The organism is Aliiroseovarius sp. F20344 (assembly GCF_023016155.1).
Classification (GTDB): Bacteria; Pseudomonadota; Alphaproteobacteria; order Rhodobacterales; family Rhodobacteraceae; genus Aliiroseovarius.
Window position 1 is genome coordinate 1,046,578 of record NZ_JALKBG010000008.1, and the last position, 20,203, is coordinate 1,066,780.

General features: G+C 55.8%; 23 protein-coding genes and 1 tRNA gene. 13 read left to right on the forward strand and 11 right to left on the reverse strand.

The window, feature by feature from the left end:
• Positions 1 to 51 precede the first annotated feature (51 nt).
• Complete coding sequence (locus tag MWU55_RS14085; RefSeq protein ID WP_246937078.1) at positions 52 to 510, reverse strand: Lrp/AsnC family transcriptional regulator; 459 nt, start codon at positions 508 to 510, stop codon at positions 52 to 54.
• Positions 511 to 619: 109 nt separating this feature from the next.
• Here MWU55_RS14085 and MWU55_RS14090 point away from each other — a divergent pair, with 109 nt between their 5' ends.
• Positions 620 to 826, forward strand: a complete 207-nt coding sequence (locus tag MWU55_RS14090; protein ID WP_246937080.1) for a DUF6356 family protein — start codon at positions 620 to 622, stop codon at positions 824 to 826.
• 9 nt (positions 827 to 835) lie between these two features.
• A complete protein-coding gene (locus MWU55_RS14095) occupies positions 836 to 1,612 on the forward strand; it encodes a class II glutamine amidotransferase (RefSeq protein ID WP_246937082.1) in 777 nt (258 codons plus the stop codon).
• Positions 1,613 to 1,623: 11 nt separating this feature from the next.
• On the opposite strand, the gene MWU55_RS14100 is transcribed toward MWU55_RS14095, so the two are convergent.
• On the reverse strand, positions 1,624 to 2,427 hold the full coding sequence (locus tag MWU55_RS14100) for an enoyl-CoA hydratase (protein WP_246937084.1): 804 nt from the start codon (positions 2,425 to 2,427) through the stop codon (positions 1,624 to 1,626).
• A 56-nt stretch (positions 2,428 to 2,483) separates the two neighbouring features.
• On the opposite strand from MWU55_RS14100, the gene MWU55_RS14105 reads away from it, so the two are divergent.
• Both MWU55_RS14105 and MWU55_RS14110 read left to right on the forward strand, forming a co-directional pair.
• A complete protein-coding gene (locus tag MWU55_RS14105) occupies positions 2,484 to 2,909 on the forward strand; it encodes a PaaI family thioesterase (protein ID WP_246937086.1) in 426 nt (141 codons plus the stop codon).
• 40 nt (positions 2,910 to 2,949) lie between these two features.
• A complete protein-coding gene (locus MWU55_RS14110) occupies positions 2,950 to 3,957 on the forward strand; it encodes an SLAC1 anion channel family protein (RefSeq protein WP_246937088.1) in 1,008 nt (335 codons plus the stop codon).
• Between the two features lie 48 nt (positions 3,958 to 4,005).
• Here the strand turns inward: MWU55_RS14110 and MWU55_RS14115 are convergent, their stop codons facing one another.
• Complete coding sequence (locus MWU55_RS14115; RefSeq protein ID WP_246937090.1) at positions 4,006 to 4,239, reverse strand: DUF1127 domain-containing protein; 234 nt, start codon at positions 4,237 to 4,239, stop codon at positions 4,006 to 4,008.
• A gap of 94 nt (positions 4,240 to 4,333) precedes the next feature.
• On the opposite strand from MWU55_RS14115, the gene MWU55_RS14120 reads away from it, so the two are divergent.
• The 4 genes from MWU55_RS14120 (at position 4,334) to MWU55_RS14135 (ending at position 7,056) form a co-directional block, all read left to right on the forward strand.
• A complete protein-coding gene (locus MWU55_RS14120) occupies positions 4,334 to 5,752 on the forward strand; it encodes a PLP-dependent aminotransferase family protein (protein WP_246937092.1) in 1,419 nt (472 codons plus the stop codon).
• Between the two features lie 149 nt (positions 5,753 to 5,901).
• Positions 5,902 to 6,366, forward strand: coding sequence for a 50S ribosomal protein L13 (gene rplM, locus MWU55_RS14125; protein WP_246937094.1), 465 nt, complete (start codon positions 5,902 to 5,904; stop codon positions 6,364 to 6,366).
• Between the two features lie 2 nt (positions 6,367 to 6,368).
• Positions 6,369 to 6,857, forward strand: coding sequence for a 30S ribosomal protein S9 (gene rpsI, locus MWU55_RS14130; protein WP_142853027.1), 489 nt, complete (start codon positions 6,369 to 6,371; stop codon positions 6,855 to 6,857).
• A gap of 122 nt (positions 6,858 to 6,979) precedes the next feature.
• Positions 6,980 to 7,056: transfer RNA gene (locus tag MWU55_RS14135), tRNA-Arg, on the forward strand.
• A 17-nt stretch (positions 7,057 to 7,073) separates the two neighbouring features.
• On the opposite strand, the gene MWU55_RS14140 is transcribed toward MWU55_RS14135, so the two are convergent.
• The gene (locus tag MWU55_RS14140) at positions 7,074 to 7,814 is read right to left on the reverse strand and encodes a glutamine amidotransferase (RefSeq protein WP_246937096.1); all 741 of its coding nucleotides are present in this window, start codon (positions 7,812 to 7,814) and stop codon (positions 7,074 to 7,076) included.
• 118 nt (positions 7,815 to 7,932) lie between these two features.
• Positions 7,933 to 8,514 carry a DUF882 domain-containing protein gene (locus MWU55_RS14145; RefSeq protein WP_246937098.1) on the reverse strand — a complete coding sequence of 194 codons (582 nt, stop codon included), beginning with the start codon at positions 8,512 to 8,514 and terminating at the stop codon, positions 7,933 to 7,935.
• 363 nt (positions 8,515 to 8,877) lie between these two features.
• On the opposite strand from MWU55_RS14145, the gene MWU55_RS14150 reads away from it, so the two are divergent.
• The 4 genes from MWU55_RS14150 to MWU55_RS14165 are packed head-to-tail and all read left to right on the forward strand — an operon-like array spanning position 8,878 to position 13,173.
• Positions 8,878 to 10,503, forward strand: coding sequence for a L,D-transpeptidase family protein (locus MWU55_RS14150; RefSeq protein WP_246937100.1), 1,626 nt, complete (start codon positions 8,878 to 8,880; stop codon positions 10,501 to 10,503).
• A 55-nt stretch (positions 10,504 to 10,558) separates the two neighbouring features.
• Positions 10,559 to 11,665 carry a UDP-3-O-(3-hydroxymyristoyl)glucosamine N-acyltransferase gene (locus MWU55_RS14155; RefSeq protein ID WP_246937102.1) on the forward strand — a complete coding sequence of 369 codons (1,107 nt, stop codon included), beginning with the start codon at positions 10,559 to 10,561 and terminating at the stop codon, positions 11,663 to 11,665.
• 27 nt (positions 11,666 to 11,692) lie between these two features.
• Positions 11,693 to 11,959, forward strand: coding sequence for an acyl carrier protein (locus MWU55_RS14160; protein WP_246937104.1), 267 nt, complete (start codon positions 11,693 to 11,695; stop codon positions 11,957 to 11,959).
• A gap of 5 nt (positions 11,960 to 11,964) precedes the next feature.
• Positions 11,965 to 13,173, forward strand: coding sequence for a beta-ketoacyl-[acyl-carrier-protein] synthase family protein (locus MWU55_RS14165; protein ID WP_246937106.1), 1,209 nt, complete (start codon positions 11,965 to 11,967; stop codon positions 13,171 to 13,173).
• 71 nt (positions 13,174 to 13,244) lie between these two features.
• On the opposite strand, the gene MWU55_RS14170 is transcribed toward MWU55_RS14165, so the two are convergent.
• Positions 13,245 to 13,883 (reverse strand): invasion associated locus B family protein, encoded by a 639-nt coding sequence (locus MWU55_RS14170; protein ID WP_246937108.1) that lies wholly within the window; start codon positions 13,881 to 13,883, stop codon positions 13,245 to 13,247.
• Positions 13,884 to 14,440: 557 nt separating this feature from the next.
• On the opposite strand from MWU55_RS14170, the gene MWU55_RS14175 reads away from it, so the two are divergent.
• Positions 14,441 to 15,985, forward strand: coding sequence for a helicase HerA-like domain-containing protein (locus tag MWU55_RS14175; protein ID WP_246937110.1), 1,545 nt, complete (start codon positions 14,441 to 14,443; stop codon positions 15,983 to 15,985).
• A gap of 14 nt (positions 15,986 to 15,999) precedes the next feature.
• Here the strand turns inward: MWU55_RS14175 and MWU55_RS14180 are convergent, their stop codons facing one another.
• The 5 genes from MWU55_RS14180 to MWU55_RS14200 form a co-directional block, all read right to left on the reverse strand.
• Complete coding sequence (locus MWU55_RS14180; protein ID WP_246937112.1) at positions 16,000 to 16,353, reverse strand: hypothetical protein; 354 nt, start codon at positions 16,351 to 16,353, stop codon at positions 16,000 to 16,002.
• Positions 16,354 to 16,453: 100 nt separating this feature from the next.
• On the reverse strand, positions 16,454 to 17,734 hold the full coding sequence (locus MWU55_RS14185; RefSeq protein ID WP_246937114.1) for an HlyC/CorC family transporter: 1,281 nt from the start codon (positions 17,732 to 17,734) through the stop codon (positions 16,454 to 16,456).
• 134 nt (positions 17,735 to 17,868) lie between these two features.
• Positions 17,869 to 19,050: an ammonium transporter gene (locus tag MWU55_RS14190; RefSeq protein ID WP_246937116.1), complete on the reverse strand. Its 1,182-nt coding sequence runs from the start codon at positions 19,048 to 19,050 to the stop codon at positions 17,869 to 17,871.
• Between the two features lie 179 nt (positions 19,051 to 19,229).
• Positions 19,230 to 19,706, reverse strand: coding sequence for a CinA family protein (locus tag MWU55_RS14195; RefSeq protein ID WP_246937118.1), 477 nt, complete (start codon positions 19,704 to 19,706; stop codon positions 19,230 to 19,232).
• Positions 19,703 to 20,203, reverse strand: coding sequence for a phosphatidylglycerophosphatase A (locus MWU55_RS14200; RefSeq protein WP_246937120.1), 501 nt, complete (start codon positions 20,201 to 20,203; stop codon positions 19,703 to 19,705). Before MWU55_RS14200 ends, MWU55_RS14195 begins: the two co-directional genes overlap by 4 nt.

Sequence of the window (20,203 nt, forward strand, 5' to 3'; positions counted from 1 at the left end):
TCGGCTTTCGTTTTCGTCACGCTAGCGCGAATCCGGCGTTTTGATCTGGCCTTAAAGCGACAATTCAGTCGTTTCCTTCAGCTCTTCCATGACGAAACTGGCGGACACATCACTCAGCTCGACCTTCTCGATCAAGCGTTGATACAGGGCGTCATAGTCCTGCACATCGCGAACGCGCGCATGGATGAGGTAGTCCAAATCGCCGGTCATCCGGTACGCTCCGAGGATCTCTGGCATCAGCTTTACCGCGCGCGAGAAGCGCGTAAGCCATTTCGGGTCGTGGTTGGATGTGCGCACTTGAATGAACACCGACAAGCCCAGCCCAAGTTTTTGCGGATCAAGAAGTGCCACGCGTTTCCGGATCAGCCCGCTTTCCTGCAAATTTCGCATACGTCGCCAGCAGGCGTTGCGCGACAAGCCAACACGCGCCCCAAGATCTTCAAGACTTTGGTCTGCATCATGTTGCAGGGCGCTCAGGATTTTTCGATCAATTGTGTCAATGTCCACCATACCAGTAAAATATCGGGATGGTGTCACAATATCAATCAGTTTAGGCGCAACATTGGGAAATTCTCTTGTCGAAGTTAAGTATTCTGTAAGCACGCAACAGGAGACACCCATGTTCAATCGTATCTTCATCGAACATCCCCAGTCGGTCGACGAGACATATTTCCAGCATGCTCGGTTTGCTGCGACGTTCAGCTTTTGGCTCTTTTTGGCGGCAGGCGCGGCCCTTATACACGCGATTATTCCGGCAGCGTTTGAGAAAACGGGCAGCCGCATCATCGCAAAGCTTTACGCAAAGACCCATAACCGGGGACAGTAAGGGGGCATTATGTGCCGTTGGGCCGCCTATCTAGGTGAACCTATTTTCATGGAAGAGGTCGTCGTTCAGCCCGGCCATTCCTTGATCCAGCAAAGCCAAGAAGCAGAAGAAGCCAAAACCGCCATCAATGCGGATGGGTTTGGCTTGGCGTGGTATGATCACAGGCCGGAACCGGGGCTCTATCGAGATGTGCTTCCGGCTTGGTCCGATCCGAACCTGCGTGCCATTGCACGGCAGGTGAAATCGCCCTTGTTTCTGGCGCATGTGCGCGCATCCACGGGATCCGCAACCAGCCGCAACAATTGTCACCCCTTCGCCTATGGGCGGTGGAGCTTCATGCACAATGGACAAATCGGGGGCTTTGAGCAATTCCGAAAGCGTGCGGACATGTTGATCCCTGATGCGCTTTACAGTCAGCGTAAGGGGGCGACGGATAGCGAAGTTCTGTTTTTACTTACGATTGACGCAATCGGGCAGGGGGCGGACGTGCCAGAAGCTCTGACGCAAGCGACGCAAGCGCTTCTGGCCTTATCGCACGCGCACGGCACCAGCCCGCATCTGCGCTTGTCTGCGGCAATGTCGGATGGTCAATCGCTTTGGGCCGCAAGATGCGCCTCCGATCAGCATGCACCGTCCGTCTATTACCGTTGGTCCGAAAGCCGGCAGGGCTGGGCGGTGGTGTCCGAGCCCTTGGATCAAAGTGAAGGGGATTGGACTTGCCTGCCCCCCGGTCACATTGCGCAGTTTTCCGGTAAGGAAGTTGCGGTCACGGCGTTTCAGCCATGACCTGATGCGGCTTAAGCATCCTCGTTCTGCGACCAGTCAGGTTTGCGCTTTTCGATAAAGGCTTGGATGCCTTCGGCCGTGTCACGCAGCATCATGTTTTCGGCCATGACACCGCCTGCAAAGTCATAGGCGTCTTCCAAGCCCATCATCGCCTGATCATAGAAAGCGGATTTCCCGATCCTCACGGCAGCGCCTAGTTTCGATGCTACAGTCTGTGCAAGCTCATCTGTGGCGGCGCGCAGGTTTTCATGCGGGACAACCCGGTTGACCAAGCCAACCTCGCGGGCGCACTCTGCGTTGATGAACTCACCCGTTGTCAGCATCTCAAATGCGACTTTACGCGGGATGTTACGTGACAAGGCCACCATGGGGGTGGAGCAGAAAAGACCGATATTAACCCCGTTCACGCCAAACCGCGTGCCTTCCGCGGCAACGGCCAAGTCACAGGTGGCCACCAGCTGGCAGCCCGCGGCGGTGGCGATCCCGTGAACCTCGGCGATGACGGGTTGGGGTAGGCGGGGGATCAGGGTCATGACTTCGGCGCAGCGTGCGAAAAGGTCCGCGAAATAAGCGCGTCCCCCATCCTCGGCGGCGCGTCCGGCCGTCATTTCTTTCAGGTCATGGCCTGCGCAGAACACCTTTCCAGCTCCGACGATCACGATGGCCCGAATGCTGTCATCGTTCGCCAAGGCCAAAAGCTCTGCCTTAAGCGCGGCAAGCATCGCATCAGACAGTGCATTCAATGCGCCGGGGTTGTTTAGCGTCAATCGCGCAACTGACGCTGCGTCCTCGCGGATCAGAAGTGGTTCTGCCATCTTGTCCTCCCATCATGTCCGGCCCACGATAGGCGGGAAGTGACATAGGGGAAACCATGCAGTTGAAAATGACGCAACGTGATTTGCAGGCCTTTCTGAAATCTGAGTTTCCGCAAGTGGCGGATGATTTTGAAGTGGCCGAGGTCGCCCCCATGCGCGCCACCATCCGCAAACGCATCGGGGACAAGCATTTACGGCCCGGTGGAACGGTGTCCGGCCCAACCATGTTCGCCTTGGCGGATGTGTCAATGTATCTGGCGATCCTTGCCATGATCGGTCCAAAGGCTTTGGCGGTTACGACCAACTGCTCGATCGACTTTATGCGCAAACCGGCGTCAAACGCAGACCTGCTGGCCCATGCGACACTGCATAAGTTGGGGCGGGTCTTGGCCGTGGGGGACGTTCTGATTTACTCGGAAGGCGATGACCGCCCCGTCGCCCGTGCCAGTTTGACATACTCGATCCCGCCGGAACGGGCTTGACCCTCAAGGGGGAAAGGCGCACCCATAAAGGGAATGCAATATGTTCCCCGAGGTCCCGATGAGCACCGAAACTGCCCCCCAAGATCAAATTCCTTCTGAATTCAGCCGCTTGGCACATTTCCCCGTGACCTTCTTCGCCATTGTGATGGGGCTTATGGGGTTGACCATGGCTTTGCATGCCGGCGCGCCGTCCATGCCGGTATTGGAAAACGCGTCGTCGCTGGTTTTATTGATCGGGGCGGCGGTTATGATCATTACAGCGATGATCTATGTGGCCAAGACGCTGCGGCATATGGGAATGGTGATAGAAGAGTGGCATCATCCAGTGAAGCTTGCGTTTTTCCCGACGATCTCAATCTCGCTCTTGCTGCTTGCAACGGCCACGTATCCACATAATGCGACCCTTGCCGAATGGATCTGGCTGGCCGGAGTTGCTGGGCAGGGTGTTCTGACGATCGCGGTGATTTCGGGCTGGATCAGTCACCGCTCGTTCCAGGTGGGGCATCTGACGCCCGCATGGTTTATTCCGGCTGTGGGGAACGTGATTGTACCGGTTCTGGGTGCCCGTATGGGGTATATCGAGACGTCATGGCTATTTTTCTCGGGCGGAATGCTCTTTTGGATCGTGCTGCTGACCTTGGTGATGAACCGACTGATCTTTCACGACCCGATTGTCGCGCGATTGTTTCCTACGATGGTGATCCTGATTGCGCCGCCGGCCGTGGCGTTTCTGGCCTATATTGCGATGACCGGAGAGGTTGATGGCTTTGCGCGTATCTTACTGAATGCGGGATACATTTTTGCAGCCCTTGTGGTGGCGCAGGTGCCGCGACTCGTGAAATTGCCCTTTGCGCTAAGCTGGTGGGCGCTAAGTTTCCCAATCGCCGCACTTGCCATCGCGTCTTTCCGCTTTGCCCAACTTGATGGATCGCGGGCTCATGAGCAGATTGGGTTCTTGCTGCTTTTGGTGCTGTGTGTGGTTGTTGCGGGTCTGATCTACAGGACCGGCAAAGCCATTGTTCGTGGCGAGATCTGCGTGCCGGAATAAAAAAATGGCCGGGGAAAACCCCGGCCCAGGAAGAGGTCCGTTTTGGTATCACCCGCGCCAGAAGGGCTTTTCCGCCTCAAGCTGCGCATCCGTTTTGGTGAGACCAATATCTTTACATAGATGATCTGGCAGGTCCTTCAGGGCCTGTCGGGTACTAAGTCGTACGCGCCATTTGGTGATGGTCACGGCGACGACAAGTGCCAGTTCCGCGAAGGCGGGCAATGGGCGTTGTGTGTCTAGAAAGGCGAGCCGGTCATGCCGGTACGTGTTTCCGTGTTCCATCTTGAACTCCAAGAATTGTATTGATACAAAGTGACGTTAATGTCATGGTGTATTGATACAAACCATGTGCACTGCACACAATTGGAACATTGATATGGGTACAATATTTTCAGAAGAGCTTTTAAGCGGGCAGGGGCCGAAGTATCGGCGGCTTGTCGACGGATTGGTGGACGCCATCAAAACAGGCGCTTTGCCGGAAGGTGAAAAGCTCCCCCCAGTACGCGATTTGGCGTGGGAGCTTAAGATCACCCCAGGCACCGTTGCGCGCGCTTATTCAATCCTGGGGGATGAAGGCTGGGTATTGGCAGAGGTCGGGCGTGGCACTTATGTCCAACCCTTGAAGCAACGCAGATCTCCGAAGGCATCGCTGGGGTCAGGGTATCTGAAACGTCAGGCGCATGCGCTGCATAGTGAACCGGAAACGGATTTTCTGTTTGCTCCGCGCCTTCCTGACGTTGGTCAGGTCAACATCATAAAGGAAGCCATTCATGCGGCGACGGATCTGCCGGATACGCTTCTTCTGCGCTATCCATTCCATGGATCACAAGCTTACCTGCGCGAAGCTTTGCTGGACCACATCCCGGAAAGTGAACGGGGCGGGCTAAGCGCGGACGACATCGTTGTGACAAACGGCGGTCAGAACGCGATCATGCTGTCTATGCAAACCTTGCTTGCCGAAGGCCCGCGCGTCGTCATGGTAGAAGAACATTCTTACCCAGGGCTTCGACGCGCTGTGGAGCTGTTGGGGGCGAAAGTCGTTGCGGTGCCGATGGATGAGCGCGGCATTGATCCGCAGGCGTTGGAACATGTCGCGCGCAGCTCGCAAGCCAGTCTTTTGTTTACGATGCCAGAAGCACATAACCCGACATGCCGCGTGACGGATGAAGCCAGACGGCACGAGGTTGCAGATGTCGCGCGCAAATTGGGTTTTCATGTGGTGCAGGATGATTGCTATCGCTTGGGGCCTGCGCGTGCGCCCAGCTACCGATCGCTGTTGCCCGAGCAATCCTGGTTCATCTCGTCATTTTCGAAAACCATCTCGCCAGCGTTAAGGGCAGGGTATGCGGTGACGCCGTCCAACTGGGCGGGGAAACTGCGGCGTGTGGTGGATGTGAACTATTTTGGGATTTCATCACCAACGGCTGAGATCTTGTACCAAGTGCTGACGCATCCGGATCTCGAACGCTCCATGTCCGATATGCGGCGCAGAAACCGGGAGTATATTGAGATCGCGGTGAACATGCTCGGCCGGTACGAACTGGGGTGGAGTCACGACGTTCCGTTTTTCTGGCTTAAGCTGCCCCTAGGGTGGCGCGTATCAAACTTCTGTCAGAAGGCCGAAAACAAGGGTATTCGTGTGCGGCCCGGGGATGATTTTGCTTTGCGCGATGGGCCTTCCCCGCAAGCAGTCCGGATTTCAGTGAACGGGCAAATGCCTTTGGATCGGTTCCGGTCGGTGCTGTCTGAATTGGTCGAGCTTTTGGACAATCCGACCGATACCTTAAGCGCGTAGGGGCTGAATCGCGATGAAACAAATGGGGTAAAATAATACCTTATTTATAACATACTGATAATGAACATTAAAATAGGCCATACTGCGCTTGACCCGCCCCGTAAAATCACTAAAACCACCCCATCCGAAACCCAATCAGGGCTGAATCAATGAAAACCTTCTCTGCAACGCCTGCAGATATCGACAAAAAGTGGATCATCATCGACGCCGAAGGCGTTGTACTTGGTCGTCTTGCATCGATCATCGCTATGCGTCTTCGTGGCAAACACAAAGCCTCGTTCACGCCGCACATGGACATGGGTGACAATGTCATCGTGATCAATGCGGACAAAGTACAAATGACTGGCAAGAAGCGCACTGACAAAGTGCACTACTGGCACACCGGTTACCCGGGCGGTATCAAGTCGCGCACGGCCGGTCAGATCCTCGAGGGTGAGCACCCCGAGCGCCTGCTGAACAAAGCTGTGCAGCGCATGCTGCCAGGCGGCAAACTGAGCCGTCAGCAGATGACCAACCTGCGCATCTACGCCGGCGCCGAGCACCCCCACGAGGCCCAGAGCCCCGAAGTGCTGGACGTCAAGTCGATGAACCCCAAAAACACACGTGAGGGCTGATCATGACTGAAGAGATCAAATCGCTGGACGAGCTGAACGCCGTCGCAGAAGGCACCGAAGCTGTTGTTGAAGTTGCCGCCCCCCGTGAGCCCGTCCGTGACGAGCTGGGTCGTTCTTATGCCACCGGCAAGCGTAAAGACGCTGTTGCTCGCGTGTGGATCAAGCCGGGCTCCGGCAAGGTCACCGTGAACGGTAAAGAAATGGACAAATACTTCGCACGCCCCGTGCTGCAGCTGATCGTTCGTCAGCCCGCACAGGTTGCTGGTGTTGAAGGCGAATTCGACGTTGTTGCCACCGTTAAAGGCGGTGGTCTGTCGGGCCAAGCTGGTGCCGTTAAGCACGGGATTTCGAAAGCTCTGCAGCTTTACGAACCCTCGCTGCGTGGCGCACTGAAAGCTGCTGGCTTCCTGACCCGTGACTCGCGTGTTGTTGAACGTAAGAAGTTCGGCCGCCGTAAAGCACGTCGTTCGTTCCAGTTCTCGAAGCGTTAATCGCCGGGAAACAGATTTTGGGAAGGGCTGCCGGTTCGGCGGCCCTTTTCTTTTGCTCGGGTTCGATTTGCATCTGTTTGATGTTGCGGGGGGCAAGGCGATGGCCTATATCCCGGCTTTAGGCACCCGTAGCTCAGCTGGATAGAGCGCTGCCCTCCGAAGGCAGAGGCCAGAGGTTCGAATCCTCTCGGGTGCGCCAGTTTCCAAAAATGAAACTTACGCGCGATACCGATCTACGAAGTTTTTCAGGATGTTAGCCGGCGCGTGTACGTCGGCGGCGTGGACCATGTCGACCAGCGCATTGGCTTCTTCCGGTGGGAAATAGCCGTGGTGCTTGTAGATACCGATCCGGGTTTCGAAGTTATGCGCGTCTGCTTCTGGATGGAACTGTGTAGCATAGACGTTCTGGCCGAAGCGGATCATCTGGAACGGGCATGGCGTTGAGGTAACCAATTGCACACAGCCCTCGGGCAAGCGTTGCATGGCTTCCTTGTGGCCAACAAAAGCCTCGAACGCGTCGGGGATTCCGTTCATCAACGGATCTGCGCGTCCATCGTCTGTCACGCGACAGGGGCTAGCACTGACGGGTTCTCCGAATTGTTCTTTGGAGACAGAGCCCGCTTCAAGGTGATGACCTAGAATGCCGATCCCGTAGCAACAGCCCAAAAATGGAATGTCGCGGTCCGTGATCTGAGGCATCAAAGACAGGCATTCCGCTTCAATCTTGGCTTCGATCTTGGATTTCTTTTCGGGCTCATCCGACACGCAGCCGGGGCCGCCGCCTACGATGACACCTGCATAGTTGGACAGGTCCAGATCAGCGGGAATGTCGTCCTGATCCAAGCGGATGCGGTGGACCTGATCTACGCGCAGGCCTCCTTTTGTCAGAAATGCTTGGAACTCGTCATCCGAGGCGTCGGTCTCGGGGCGCAGTTGCAGGATCAAGAAGGGTTTCATCGGGGCCTCGAATTGCGTTCAGGACTTGATGCCAAAGCGGGGCAGGCGGGTCAACACCACCCCAGATACAAAAAAAGCGCCCAAGCGGCGCTTTCTTCAACATCAATGTAAGTTGGGCTTAGCGGCCCCAGGTGCGGACCACGCCGCAATCCATATGTACAAAGTTCGAGCCGGAGTAGCGCCCAACACCGCCACCACGACAGGCGACAGCTGCTTTGAACATTTGGTTCACCGAACGCGACTTTAGCCGAAGATCAGCGGCCTGACCTTTCATGTGAAGCGAGTTCTTCGCAACACCACGCGAGCGCGAGCGGAGCATGGCGTTGGTTTTCGGCGAGCGATAGCCCGACAGCATCGTATAGGGTTCGCGAACATCCATCAGACCATGGGCGGCTGCCATAATGTCGATTGTGCGCGTGTCGATCTTGATCGAGGTGTCAGTCCGCCAATCACGCATGAAATGGTTGATCTCTTTCAAGCCATCTTTGATGTACTTGCCTTCGATCCAGTAAATCATGTTGATCGTTTCGCCGGTGCGGCCGGAATACATGGCCAGACGGCGTACATCGCCGCCACCGCGTAGAAAACCTGCTGCATTGGCATACATGGGGGCGGCTGTTACTGCGGAAGCTGCAAAAGCCCCCAATAGTCCGCGCCGTGTGATGCCCGATTTCAAGCCGTTCGAAGTCCCGTAGGTCATAGTCGTAGCGTGTCCCGTCGCTTGCCTGTCTTCAATCCCGTTTGACTCTGTGGTCAGTTCAGGTGTGTGTGCCTATACCCCAGGCGTGCCTTCTTATGGCACAACTCGAATCGTGCGCCAAGCAGAGTTTTCAGTCGCTTAACGGGTTCAAGAAAAATCGGCAGGAATTTGCTGAAAATCCTGAAACTTTGGTTAACCGTGACCCCTCTGCAGCAATCCGGAAAGGATTGGTAAGGATATCCTGAGGTGGTGGCCAAAGTTATTCACAAAACCATCGGGAGTTTTCCTGATTGTGAATAGACAGTCGAACCAAGATGTTGGAATACTGTTTTTCAGCACGATTGATATCATTTCGGACCGAACATGACGAAAACATTGCCTGCGCGGACTCGTTCGCCATTTTATAAATTTGCCCTGGCAGCGATTGGCGCTGCGACTTTCAGCTTTAGTTCGCCTTCGGTTGTGGCGGCGCAAAGTGCTGTGTCTGCCTTTGCGCAAGCTGTTGCAGAGGCCGCGGCCCGCGAAGGTGAAGTGGCCGCGTTTTATCGGGCAAACGCCTATCAGCCGATCTGGACTGGATCGTCTCAGGATGATCTTGCCCGCCGCAAAGCGCTGCTAGCCGCCTTGGCAGGGGCCAGCGACCACGGCTTGCCGGTCGTTGATATTGATGATCTGAAAAACCGCATGGCGAATGTCGCATCGGTCCGGGAGTTGGGAGCGCTTGAGGTTGAGCTGTCTAAACTTCTTGTCTCATATGCACAAAGCATCAATTCGGGCATCCTGAAGCCGTCAAAGGTCGACAGCGGCATTGTTCGGAAAATCGATCGGAAAGATGGGGCGGTTATCCTGTCCGAGTTTGCGGGGGGAACGCCCGCGCGATACCTGAAAACTCTGCCTCCGAAGAATGCCGAATATGCCCGCCTGATGCGCGAGCGCCTGCGCCTTGAACAGCAGATTCAACATGGCGGATGGGGCGAGGTTGTTTCGGCCAAGTCTTTGAAGCCGGGTGAAGTTGGGAATGCTGTAATTACGCTTCGTAACAGATTGGTTCGTATGGGATATTTGAACCGGTCTGCAAGCCGTTCATATGACGCATCTATTCAGAAAGCGGTTCAGCAGTTTCAAGCCGATCACGGTTTAAACGATGATGGTGTGGCTGGGGCCGGGACCATCAAAGAAATCAACGTCTCGCCCGAGAAGCGCTTGGCGTCGATCCTTGTCGCGATGGAGCGCGAGCGCTGGACGAATTTCGAACGTGGTCAGCGTCATGTCTGGGTGAACCTGACAGACTTTACGGCCAAGGTGGTGGATGGCGGCAGCGTCACATTCCAAACGCGTTCAGTCATCGGGAAAAACGTATCTGACCAACGCAGTCCCGAATTTTCGGACGTAATGGAGTTCCTGGTGATCAATCCCACTTGGAACGTTCCACGCTCGATCGCGACAAAAGAGTATCTGCCGATGCTCAAACGCAATCCCAATGCGGTCAGCCATCTGAAGCTGATTGATCGCCGTGGGCGTGTTGTGAACCGTGGGGCTGTGGACTTCAGCAAATTCACCGCGCGCAGTTTCCCGTTTGCAATCAAGCAGCCGCCCTCGTCACGAAATGCACTTGGGCTTGTAAAGTTCATGTTCCCGAACAAGCACAACATCTATTTACACGACACTCCGTCAAAAAGCCTTTTTGCACGGGAAGTTCGCGCCTTTAGCCACGGCTGTATTCGTCTAAGCGATCCGTTTGATTTTGCCTATACTTTGTTGGCCAAGCAAAGCAGCGACCCAAAGGCGACCTTCCATAAGGCGTTGAACACAAGACGGGAAACGCGGATAGATTTGGAACAACCCGTTCCGGTGCACTTGGTCTATCGGACAGCCGTTGCACCTGCGAAGGGCCGCGTGAACTATCGTCGCGACATTTATGGGCGTGATGCAAAAGTTTGGGCCGCTTTACAGAACGCCGGGGTAGCACTTCGCGCCGTGGACGGTTAAATCCTTTGCAACGGTGGTCGGGCAAACGGGCCTGATCCCATCAAAGGAGCGCTGAATGACATTCACCCTTTCAGATATCGCGGCCTCGCTTGGGGCTGAATTTCAAGGCGATGGAAGCATTGCCTTGTCTGGCGCTGCCGAGCCGCAGGACGCTGGACCTGATCAGCTTGCCTTAGCGATGGACCCTAAGTACGCCGATGGAATTGCCCAAGGGAACGCCCGAGCCGCGCTATTATGGGACGGTGCCGATTGGAAGGCGCTTGGTCTGGAAGGTGCGATCTGCATGACGCGTGGGAAAACTGCGATGCCTCTGCTGACCCGTGCGCTTGATCCGGGGCTTGGGCTTGTGCAGGGCATCCATCCCTCTGCCGTGGTGGATGAAACCGCTCAGATTGGCCGCGGCGCGCGGATCGGTCCGCTGGCAGTGATCGGTCCGGATGTGAAAATTGGGGATAATGCGCAGATCGGGGCACATGCGTCGGTCGGGTACGGAACCGCTATTGGGGACGATCTGATCCTTCATCCCGGCGCGCGCATTGCGCATCTTTGCACCATTGGAAACCGTTATACCGGCCAATCGAATTCGGTCGTTGGTGGGGACGGGTTTTCCTTTGTCACGATGGATAAAGAAAGCGCGGTCGAGAGCCTTCGCGGCAATATGGCCGAAGGTGAAGCAGCCGGTTCAGTCGAGGGCAGTGCCCATTGGGCGCGCGTGCATTCCTTGGGTGGGGTCGAAATCGGTGACGATGTCGAGCTGGGTGCAGGGTCGACAATTGATCGCGGCACCATCCGCGCCACCCGCATTGGGCGCGGCACCAAGATCGATTGTCAGGTTCAAGTTGGGCACAACGCGGAAGTTGGCGAAGACGTCATGATGTGCGGCAATGTCGGCGTGTCCGGATCCGCCAAGATCGGCAATCGCGTGGTTTTAGGCGGCAAAGTCGGCGTCAGCGATAATATCTTCATCGGGGATGACGTGATAGCCGGTGGCGGTACCAACATATATACAAACGTTCCTGCCGGTCGTGCCGTTTTGGGCAGTCCAGCTGTGAAAATCGAGACCGAGATGGCCATTCGTCGCGAATTGCGCCGCCTGCCACGTCTGGCCGAGACGCTACGTGAACTTCAAAAAACGGTTACAAAACTCGTGGACAAGGACTAGATATTCGCCAACGCGAAAGGGAACCACATGTCTGACACTATTCAGGACCGCGTCATCGCCATCATTGCAGAGCAGGCCGTGCTTGAACCGGGCGATGTAAATCTAGACCAAACTTTGGAAGACTTGGGCATTGACAGCCTGGGTTTGGTGGAAAGCATCTTCGCCATCGAAGAGGCCTTTGATATTTCAGTACCTTTTAATGCCAATGACCCGAAGGACAGTGAGTTTGACATCTCGTCCGTCGCATCGATCATACGTGCTGTAGAAGGTCTGGTTGCGGACCAAGCCGCGTAAGCCCAATGAAAAGAATAGTCATTACAGGCCAGGGCACGATCAACGCACTTGGCCGAAATGTGCCTGAAACGCTCAGAGCGATGCGCGAAGGCAAATGCGGCATATCGGACCTTGAATTTCAGGATGTCGACCGCCTGTCGATCCGAATTGGCGCGCAGGTAAAAGGCTATGAGGCGGAAGAGACCTTCAATCGCCAGCAAATCGCGCTTTACGACCGTTTCACGCAATTCACTCTAATAGCTGCGCGTGAGGCGATCACGCAGTCGGGACTTGCGTTTTCGGGAGAGCTTTCTGCGCGCTCTGGCGTCGTATTGGGGACGTCGGGTGGAGGTATGAACACGCTCGATGAGAACTACCGCTCCGTTTATGAGGAAGGTAAGAACCGGGTGCATCCGTTTGTCGTGCCCAAGCTGATGAACAACGCGGCGGCAAGTCATGTGTCGATGGAATGGAACCTGAAAGGTCCAAGCTTCACTGTTGCAACAGCTTGCGCAAGCTCAAACCACGCGATGGGGCAGGCCATGCAGATGATCCGTGCAGGCATGGCTGATGTCATGATCACCGGCGGGTCCGAAGCCATGCTGTGTTTCGGCGGGATCAAGGCGTGGGAAGGTCTGCGCGTGATGTCCAAAGACGCCTGCCGGCCATTCTCGGCCAATCGCAACGGCATGGTGCAGGGTGAAGGCTCTGCCGTCTTTGTGTTTGAAGAATACGAACATGCCCGCGCCCGCGGGGCCGAGATTTTGGCAGAGGTGGTCGGCTTCGCCATGACTTCGGACGCGGCTGATATTGTTATGCCTTCGAAACAGGGCGCATCACGGGCCATTACCGGAGCCATGCGGGACGCCTGCATGAACCCCGAGGAAGTAACCTACATCAACGCCCATGGAACCGGAACGGCCGCCAATGACAAAACTGAATGTGCGGCGGTTGCGGATGCGTTCGGACATCATGCGGATGATCTGATGATCTCGTCGACCAAGTCGATGCACGGTCATTTGATCGGCGGCACCGGGGCGGTTGAGCTTTTGGCCTGTATCATGGCGCTGCGCGAAGGGGTTATTGCCCCCACCATCGGCTATGAAGAAAGCGATCCGGAATGCGCTTTGGACGTGGTGCCGAATGTGGCGCGGGATGTGAAAGTTGACGCGGTATTGTCCAATGCGTTTGCGTTTGGGGGATTGAACGCGGTCTTGGCGCTGCGCACATTCTAGAGGGCCGAAACTGATCGCCCAACGAAAAACGCCGCCCAATGGGCGGCGCTTTCATTTCTATACCCAGCGGCTTACTGCGCAGCGGGTGTAGGCGCTGTCAGTTCGTCATATCCCGCCGTGAAACCCGACAGGGACATGGTCAGGTTTACGCGCTGGTCGGGTGCTGCAGCCGGTACGATCGATACCGTCGCTTTAGCACCGTTCTTAAAGCCAGTGACCTCGGCAGCCGTGAAGCCGATATTGGCAACGCATCCCTGCTGAGTGCAGAAGCGGAAGGGATAACGGCGACCCTGTGCGCCATCCACGGAAATGGTCAATTGCTGTGTCAGCAGCGTTTCCAGCGGAACCACAACCGTAGCACCCGCAATCGCTTGTCCACCTTCAGGCAGTTTACCCATAGAGATCTCGGCCACCGGGTTGCCGGTTTCATCTTTCAGCAGTTGATACAGCTGACACGGATCTTCACCACGCCCCTCGGGCAGTACGATGCATTTGCGTTCCCAGTCACCGGACACTTTCTCGACATATGTCCGCCCGGGCTGACGTTCGCCATCTACGGGTTCACCAAGGTCAACTGACGGCTGCGGTGCTGGAGCTTGTTCGGTCGTCGCATCTTCAGTGGTGGTTTCGGTGGTTTCCTGCGCAAAGCCAGCGGTGCCCATCGAAAGTGCTGCAATCAGCGAAAGGGATTTGATCAGCTCGATCTTCATGATCTTTCCTTGTATCGAAATCAGTTTTTGTTGGCATTTGGATAGCATGGCTAAAATGTCGTGTCAGGTAGAAACGGTCATTCTGAAAACGGGTTTTCGCAATATCCAATGCGTCTTGGCGGTATGCTGCCGATTGCCGGCGTTTCAGGCAAAGGGTTGTCGGAAAATCAAACTGGCCAGGGGAAACACTCCGCTAAATCAGACAGGCCAAAAAGAAAGAGACCCACTTTCGCGGATCTCTTTCGAATTACTCTCCCTGCCGGACTGACCGGCTTATGGCTGTGACGCTATGTCACTTGTATGGACCGGTCAAGACACATTTTGACGTGTAATCGACATTATTTTGTCTTTTTACCTCTTCGCGGTAAGTTGAACAGCTTACAATGGGTAAGTTGCTGAATATGTTAAAAAAACCGCGCCCGAAGGCGCGGCAGTCTGACAGGGAGGAAGTATTCCCGCGCCAAAAGGGCACCCGGGAATGAATACAGTATGGTCTGGACTGGTTAATTTAGTATTGTCGCGAGCAAGAATATTGCAAAGCCCGGGAGACAGGCAAAATGGATGGTACGATTTTTATTGGTGGCGGCGGCGAAAACTACGGCGAAAAACAGGGGCTTTTGCTAAAATATGCCAACCGTCACGGGCTGGTGGCAGGGGCCACGGGCACAGGTAAAACCGTTACCCTTCAGATCATGGCCGAAAGCTTTGCAGCCCAAGGCGTGCCGGTGTTTCTGTCCGATGTGAAAGGCGATCTTTCCGGGTTGGCGAAATCAGGCAGTGAAGGGTTCAAACTGCACGAGGCGTTTACATCCCGCGCCGAAAAAATCGGCTTCGCTGACTACAGCTACGGCGCGTTCCCGGTAACCTTCTGGGATCTTTATGGCGATCAAGGCCATCCGATCCGCACCACGGTCTCTGAAATGGGGCCTCTGCTACTGTCGCGATTGTTAGAGCTGACCGATGCGCAAGAAGGCGTGTTGAACATCGCGTTCCGCGTAGCGGATGAACAGGGTCTTCCGCTGTTGGACCTGAAAGACCTTCAGGCCCTTTTGGTCTGGGTCGGGGAGAACGCCAAAGATCTGTCTTTGCGCTATGGCAATGTGTCGACATCATCGATCGGAGCCATTCAACGGTCGCTTCTGGTGCTGGAAAACCAAGGGGGCCACAAGCTCTTTGGTGAACCGGCGCTAGAGCTGTCGGACATCATGCGGACGGACACAGACGGTCGCGGGCGAATTTCGATCCTCGCGTCGGATAAGCTAATGGGCGCTCCACGCCTGTACGCTACCTTCCTGTTGTGGCTGCTGTCGGAATTGTTCGAGGAACTGCCCGAGGTGGGCGACCCCGACAAACCAAAGCTGGTGTTCTTCTTTGATGAAGCTCACCTTCTGTTTGATGACGCCCCGAAAGCTCTCGTCGACAAGGTGGAACAGGTTGCGCGCTTGATCAGGTCGAAGGGCGTTGGTGTCTATTTCGTGACCCAAAACCCCGCGGACGTGCCCGAGGATATCTTGGGCCAGCTTGGCAACCGTGTGCAGCATGCGCTGCGTGCCTTCACCGCGAAAGACCGCCGCGCATTGAAGCAAGCCGCGGAAACCTATCGGGATAACCCACGCTTTTCGACCGAAGACGCCATTCGCGAGGTTGGTGTGGGCGAAGCTGTAACCTCGTTCCTAGAAGCAAAAGGTTCACCGGGTGTCGTCGAGCGTACGCTGATCCGCCCGCCATCGTCACAACTTGGTCCCCTTGAAGCGTCCGAGCGTAAAGCGTTGATTGATGCCTCTCCGATCGCAGGAAAGTACGAGACGCTGCAAGATCGCGAAAGCGCGTATGAAGTGCTGACCAAACGGGCTGCAGATGCCGCGAAAGAAGCCGAAGAGGCCGAACGCCGCGAAGAAGAAGCAGAAAGCGTGGCCGAGCGTGAATACCGGGCAGGGCGCCGCTATTCGGGCAATAAAGTCGGGCGATCGACCTCGCGCAGCAAGTCATCCTCGGGCGGATTTGGCAAAGCCGTAACCGATGTGGTGTTGAAAGAACTGAAAGGCACCACAGGCAAACGCATCGTGCGCGGTATTCTTGGGTCGCTGTTTAAAGGCCGCTAAAACTCTGCGCGCACCTAACGCAATGTATAGGTGCGCGTGTTGCCATCTTCACTGATAAGCGTCGCCTGATCGCCATCGATCTGGACGTCAAGACATCCGCTTGTACGCATCGGTTCGGGCGTGGGTTCGGTCAGTGTGCGGCAGTATTTTCCACCCTCGATCGTCCATGAGCCACCAAACTGGAACTTGTCATTCCCGCCGCTGATCGTGCCATCAGTTTCAAGCTTGATCGCAAGGCCAGTTTTGCCAACAAAGGATTTCCCGGCCAAGTCGTGATACAAAGGATCTTGCGTATCGCTTTGGGCCAGAACGTCAGTTGTGAGACCCAGAAATGCGCAAAGAGCGGTGCTAAGTTGAAACGGTGACATGATCGTCGCTCCGATGCCAGTTCAAGTTGACACAGCTAACTGCCTTTTGTCGCTCCGATGCAAGCTTGTTCGAAGCGACAAACCAACGCATCTCCAAGCTTCATAGGGGGCGAATTTTAAGCCGCTCGATCCGGTTTCCAGCGCGTTCCATGACCTCGAAACGGAAACCGTGGAATGAAAACACCTGACCTTCATTGGGGATCATCTGCGCTTCGTGAATAACCAAGCCGGCGATGGTGTTGGCTTCTTCATCTGGCAAGTTCCAATCCTTCGCGCGGTTCAGGTCGCGGATGGTCACGCCGCCCTCGACCATGAAGCTGCCATCCGTTTGCGACTTGATTTCATGCTCGGATTCGACGTCGAATTCATCCGTGATTTCACCCACGATCTCTTCCAGAATGTCTTCCAGCGTGATCAGACCTTCGAGAGAGCCATATTCGTCGACCACCAGCGCAAAATGTGTGTGGCGTTTCAGAAACTCGCGCATCTGATCATCCAAGGTTGTCGTCTCGGGGATGAAATAGGGTTCCATAGCAACCTGAAGAACATCAAATTCTTCGATCACTTTGCCTTCGCGTTGAAAGGCATACATGGCACGGCTTAGGTCTTTGGCGTGAATAATGCCAATGATGTTCTCTGGCTCGTCACGGTAAATCGGAAGACGGGTGTGGCGCGATTCAAGGATTTGCTCCAGAACCTCCACGGCAGGGGCTGAGATATCGATCATCTCAATCTGGCTGCGGTGAAGCATGATCTCTTCCACAGCGCGGTCACCAAGGTCCAGCGCGCCCAGCAATCGGTCACGATCTTCTTTTTCAACGGTGCCTTCGGAATGGCCAAGGGCGATGGCGCCCATGATTTCTTCCCTGACCGCAAGGATATGACTGTCCGGGTCTGTTTCTACGCCAAACAGGCGCAGGACCCCGCGCGTGATGGCACGCACCGCGGAAACGATTGGGGCAAAGACAAGGATGATCAGCGCAATGGGACCCGAGGCTTTTGAAGCCGCGGATTCTGGGCGTGTAATGGCATATGTTTTGGGCAAAACCTCAGCGAAGATGAGGACCAGAAGCGTCATCACCAATGTGGCAAGCGCCACGCCGCTGTCGCCAAATAGCCGTGTGAACAAGGCTGTGGCCAGTGACGTCGCAAGGATGTTCACAAGGTTGTTGCCCAACAGGACAGACCCGATCAGACGCTCGTTGTCATCCGTAATGTCCAGCGCCCGTTCAGCCCCGCGATCCCCTTTATCCGCACGCGAGCGCAGCTTGCCCCGAGAGGCAGCCGTCAGCGCGGTTTCTGAACCCGAGAAGAAGGCAGACAGCACCAAAAGCGCCGCAATCGCTGCGCAAGAGATCCAAAAGCCACTGTCCAAGTCCATCAAATTTCTCCTTTGTTGCCACATCTTATGGGCACTTGTGTCGTGGCTTTCAAGAGAGCGGTGCCCATGGTCCAGAAAAGCGAAAAGGCGAAAGCTTGCGCCTTCGCCTTTTCTGTTACTTTGAGTGGGCAGGTTTAGGAAGTGAAGTCGTAGGCCCGTTCGCCATGCGCAGACAGGTCCAACCCGTTTACTTCGCTTTCAAGATCGGCTCTCAACGGGGTGATCGCGGCGGTCACTTTGATCAGCACATAGGTGACCACGAAGGTGAAGACGCCGACGATGATGAGCGCACCGAACTGAGAGACCCATGCGCCTTGGCCGAATACCGCGATCATGATCGTTCCAAAAATGCCGCCAACGCCGTGAACTGCAAATACGTCCAGCGTGTCGTCAATGTTCAGCTTGTTGCGCACAAGGTTCACGGCCTCTTGGCACAAGACACCGGCGACGGCACCAATGATCAGCGCTTCAATTGGCCCCACGAAACCCGAGGCTGGCGTGATCGACGCAAGGCCTGCGATCGTACCCGTGACGATGCCAACAAGGCTGGCCTTGCCGTATTTGATACGTTCATAAAGCGCCCATGTGAGCGATGCGGTGGCCGCCGAGATATGCGTGACTGTGATGGCCATCGCGGCCCCGCCATCGGCAGCCAGCTGTGAGCCGCCGTTAAAGCCGAACCAGCCAACCCACAGCATAGCTGCGCCCATGAAAACCATCCAAGGTGCGTGGGGTGGGGTGGTGCGATGCTTGCGCGGTCCAAGGGCTACGGCGATCATCAGGGCAGCGATGCCCGCAGTTTCGTGCACAACGATGCCGCCAGCAAAGTCGCGTGTTCCAACCTCGCCAAAGATGCCGCCATCTGCCAGCGCGCCGCCACCCCAGATCCAATGAACCACGGGCGCATAGCACAGAAGCATCCACAGGGACGAGAATGTCAGGACAAAGCCAAACCCGACACGTTCCACATAAGCGCCAACGATCAGGGCGGGGGTGATGATGGCAAAAGTCATCTGGAAAGCGAAGAACAAAACCTCTGGCAAGGAGCCTGACAGGCTGTCTGCTGTCACTCCTGACAGGAACATCTTATCCAGTGATCCAAACCAACCATGGGTCGCGTCCCCAAAAGCAATTGTATAGCCAAATGCCAGCCACAAGATGCTCATTAAACAAGCGATGGCATAGACATGCATAAAGACGCTCAGCACGTTGCGCGCCCGTACAAGGCCGCCGTAAAATAGCGCCAATCCCGGCAATGACATGAACAGCACAAGGGCCGTTGCTACGATGATCCAGGCTGTATCTGCGCCGTTCATAATCCACTCCTTGGTTTTCAGACCTTTGAAGCGGGTGTGATCGAAAAACTGGCGGACCACATCCAGAACGCGCGTTTTCTAAGCGGCGAATCCGCGAAATTTCTTATCTGCTCAAAATTTGGGCGCGATGCTTAGGGAAAAGCGCAGGGATTGCGCGGTGTAAGAATGCTCTAGGCAGTTCAGGAAAGTGCATCTGCCGCTTGTCCGAGCAAAGAGAGGGCGTGGTTCGCCGCAGCCTCACGCACCTGTTCACGGCCGATTGCGCCAAATTCTTGCGTTTCGACGAGAAGAACGTCGCGATAGACCAAGCCAAAGCAGACACGGCCTTCGGGCTTGTGCTCTGACCCGCCCGGGCCAGCAATCCCGGTGATCGATACGGCGATACTCGCTGCTGAATGCTTTAACGCACCTGCCGCCATTTCGCCGGCAACCTCTTCCGACACGGCGCCAAACGCATCCAAGGTCGCGGTTTTTACACCAAGCATGTCTATTTTGGCGGCGTTCGAATAAGTGATGAAACCACGATCAAAGACGTCCGAGCTACCCGGAACCTCGGTCAGCCAAGCCCCGACCAGTCCGCCAGTGCAGCTTTCGGCCGTGGCAAGTTTAAGGCCATGCTTGCGGCAAAGGTCCAGTAGAGTGCTCACGTTGCTCATGCCATCAACCCATGCGCGGCATAGGCGGTAACCACCACAACGATGGCCGCGGCCACGCCAGCCCAGACATCATCCATCATGACGCCGGTCGCATCGCCGCGACGGTCGGCGGTGCCAATTGGTCCCCATTTGGTGATGTCAAACAAGCGGAACGTCAGAAAGGCGACAATCCAACCGGGATAGAGCGCAAGGATGTCCACGCCCATCATGCGTGCTCCGAATGAAACCGGGAAAAGCGCAATCCACATGCCGACGACTTCATCAATCACAACTTCGGACGGATCGTGATCGGTCTTGCCAGCTGTATAGACCTCGGTCGCTTTCACGCCGATCAGATAGGCCGCAATGGTTGCACCCGTTAGCGCGATAGGGCCACCAATTAGGTGCAAAAGCCATGCAACAGGCAGGGCGGCCAGACTGCCCCACGTGCCGGGCGCGGGGCGCATCAGGCCCGCGTAAAAGAAGGTCGCAATCAGCTTGGCGGTTGAAGGGGTCAT

What these genes read in the sequence shown, in the direction of transcription:
- MWU55_RS14195 (WP_246937118.1), bottom strand. Translation starts at nt 19,706, where the DNA reads ATGAGCAACGTGAGCACTCTACTGGACCTTTGCCGCAAGCATGGCCTT.
- MWU55_RS14090 (WP_246937080.1), top strand. Translation starts at nt 620, where the DNA reads ATGTTCAATCGTATCTTCATCGAACATCCCCAGTCGGTCGACGAGACA.
- MWU55_RS14175 (WP_246937110.1), top strand. Translation starts at nt 14,441, where the DNA reads ATGGATGGTACGATTTTTATTGGTGGCGGCGGCGAAAACTACGGCGAA.
- rplM (WP_246937094.1), top strand. Translation starts at nt 5,902, where the DNA reads ATGAAAACCTTCTCTGCAACGCCTGCAGATATCGACAAAAAGTGGATC.
- MWU55_RS14160 (WP_246937104.1), top strand. Translation starts at nt 11,693, where the DNA reads ATGTCTGACACTATTCAGGACCGCGTCATCGCCATCATTGCAGAGCAG.
- MWU55_RS14190 (WP_246937116.1), bottom strand. Translation starts at nt 19,050, where the DNA reads ATGAACGGCGCAGATACAGCCTGGATCATCGTAGCAACGGCCCTTGTG.
- MWU55_RS14100 (WP_246937084.1), bottom strand. Translation starts at nt 2,427, where the DNA reads ATGGCAGAACCACTTCTGATCCGCGAGGACGCAGCGTCAGTTGCGCGA.
- MWU55_RS14115 (WP_246937090.1), bottom strand. Translation starts at nt 4,239, where the DNA reads ATGGAACACGGAAACACGTACCGGCATGACCGGCTCGCCTTTCTAGAC.
- rpsI (WP_142853027.1), top strand. Translation starts at nt 6,369, where the DNA reads ATGACTGAAGAGATCAAATCGCTGGACGAGCTGAACGCCGTCGCAGAA.
- MWU55_RS14145 (WP_246937098.1), bottom strand. Translation starts at nt 8,514, where the DNA reads ATGACCTACGGGACTTCGAACGGCTTGAAATCGGGCATCACACGGCGC.
- MWU55_RS14085 (WP_246937078.1), bottom strand. Translation starts at nt 510, where the DNA reads ATGGTGGACATTGACACAATTGATCGAAAAATCCTGAGCGCCCTGCAA.
- MWU55_RS14185 (WP_246937114.1), bottom strand. Translation starts at nt 17,734, where the DNA reads ATGGACTTGGACAGTGGCTTTTGGATCTCTTGCGCAGCGATTGCGGCG.
- MWU55_RS14155 (WP_246937102.1), top strand. Translation starts at nt 10,559, where the DNA reads ATGACATTCACCCTTTCAGATATCGCGGCCTCGCTTGGGGCTGAATTT.
- MWU55_RS14170 (WP_246937108.1), bottom strand. Translation starts at nt 13,883, where the DNA reads ATGAAGATCGAGCTGATCAAATCCCTTTCGCTGATTGCAGCACTTTCG.
- MWU55_RS14095 (WP_246937082.1), top strand. Translation starts at nt 836, where the DNA reads ATGTGCCGTTGGGCCGCCTATCTAGGTGAACCTATTTTCATGGAAGAG.
- MWU55_RS14140 (WP_246937096.1), bottom strand. Translation starts at nt 7,814, where the DNA reads ATGAAACCCTTCTTGATCCTGCAACTGCGCCCCGAGACCGACGCCTCG.
- MWU55_RS14150 (WP_246937100.1), top strand. Translation starts at nt 8,878, where the DNA reads ATGACGAAAACATTGCCTGCGCGGACTCGTTCGCCATTTTATAAATTT.
- MWU55_RS14120 (WP_246937092.1), top strand. Translation starts at nt 4,334, where the DNA reads ATGGGTACAATATTTTCAGAAGAGCTTTTAAGCGGGCAGGGGCCGAAG.
- MWU55_RS14110 (WP_246937088.1), top strand. Translation starts at nt 2,950, where the DNA reads ATGTTCCCCGAGGTCCCGATGAGCACCGAAACTGCCCCCCAAGATCAA.
- MWU55_RS14200 (WP_246937120.1), bottom strand. Translation starts at nt 20,203, where the DNA reads ATGACCCCTTCAACCGCCAAGCTGATTGCGACCTTCTTTTACGCGGGC.
- MWU55_RS14105 (WP_246937086.1), top strand. Translation starts at nt 2,484, where the DNA reads ATGCAGTTGAAAATGACGCAACGTGATTTGCAGGCCTTTCTGAAATCT.
- MWU55_RS14165 (WP_246937106.1), top strand. Translation starts at nt 11,965, where the DNA reads ATGAAAAGAATAGTCATTACAGGCCAGGGCACGATCAACGCACTTGGC.
- MWU55_RS14180 (WP_246937112.1), bottom strand. Translation starts at nt 16,353, where the DNA reads ATGTCACCGTTTCAACTTAGCACCGCTCTTTGCGCATTTCTGGGTCTC.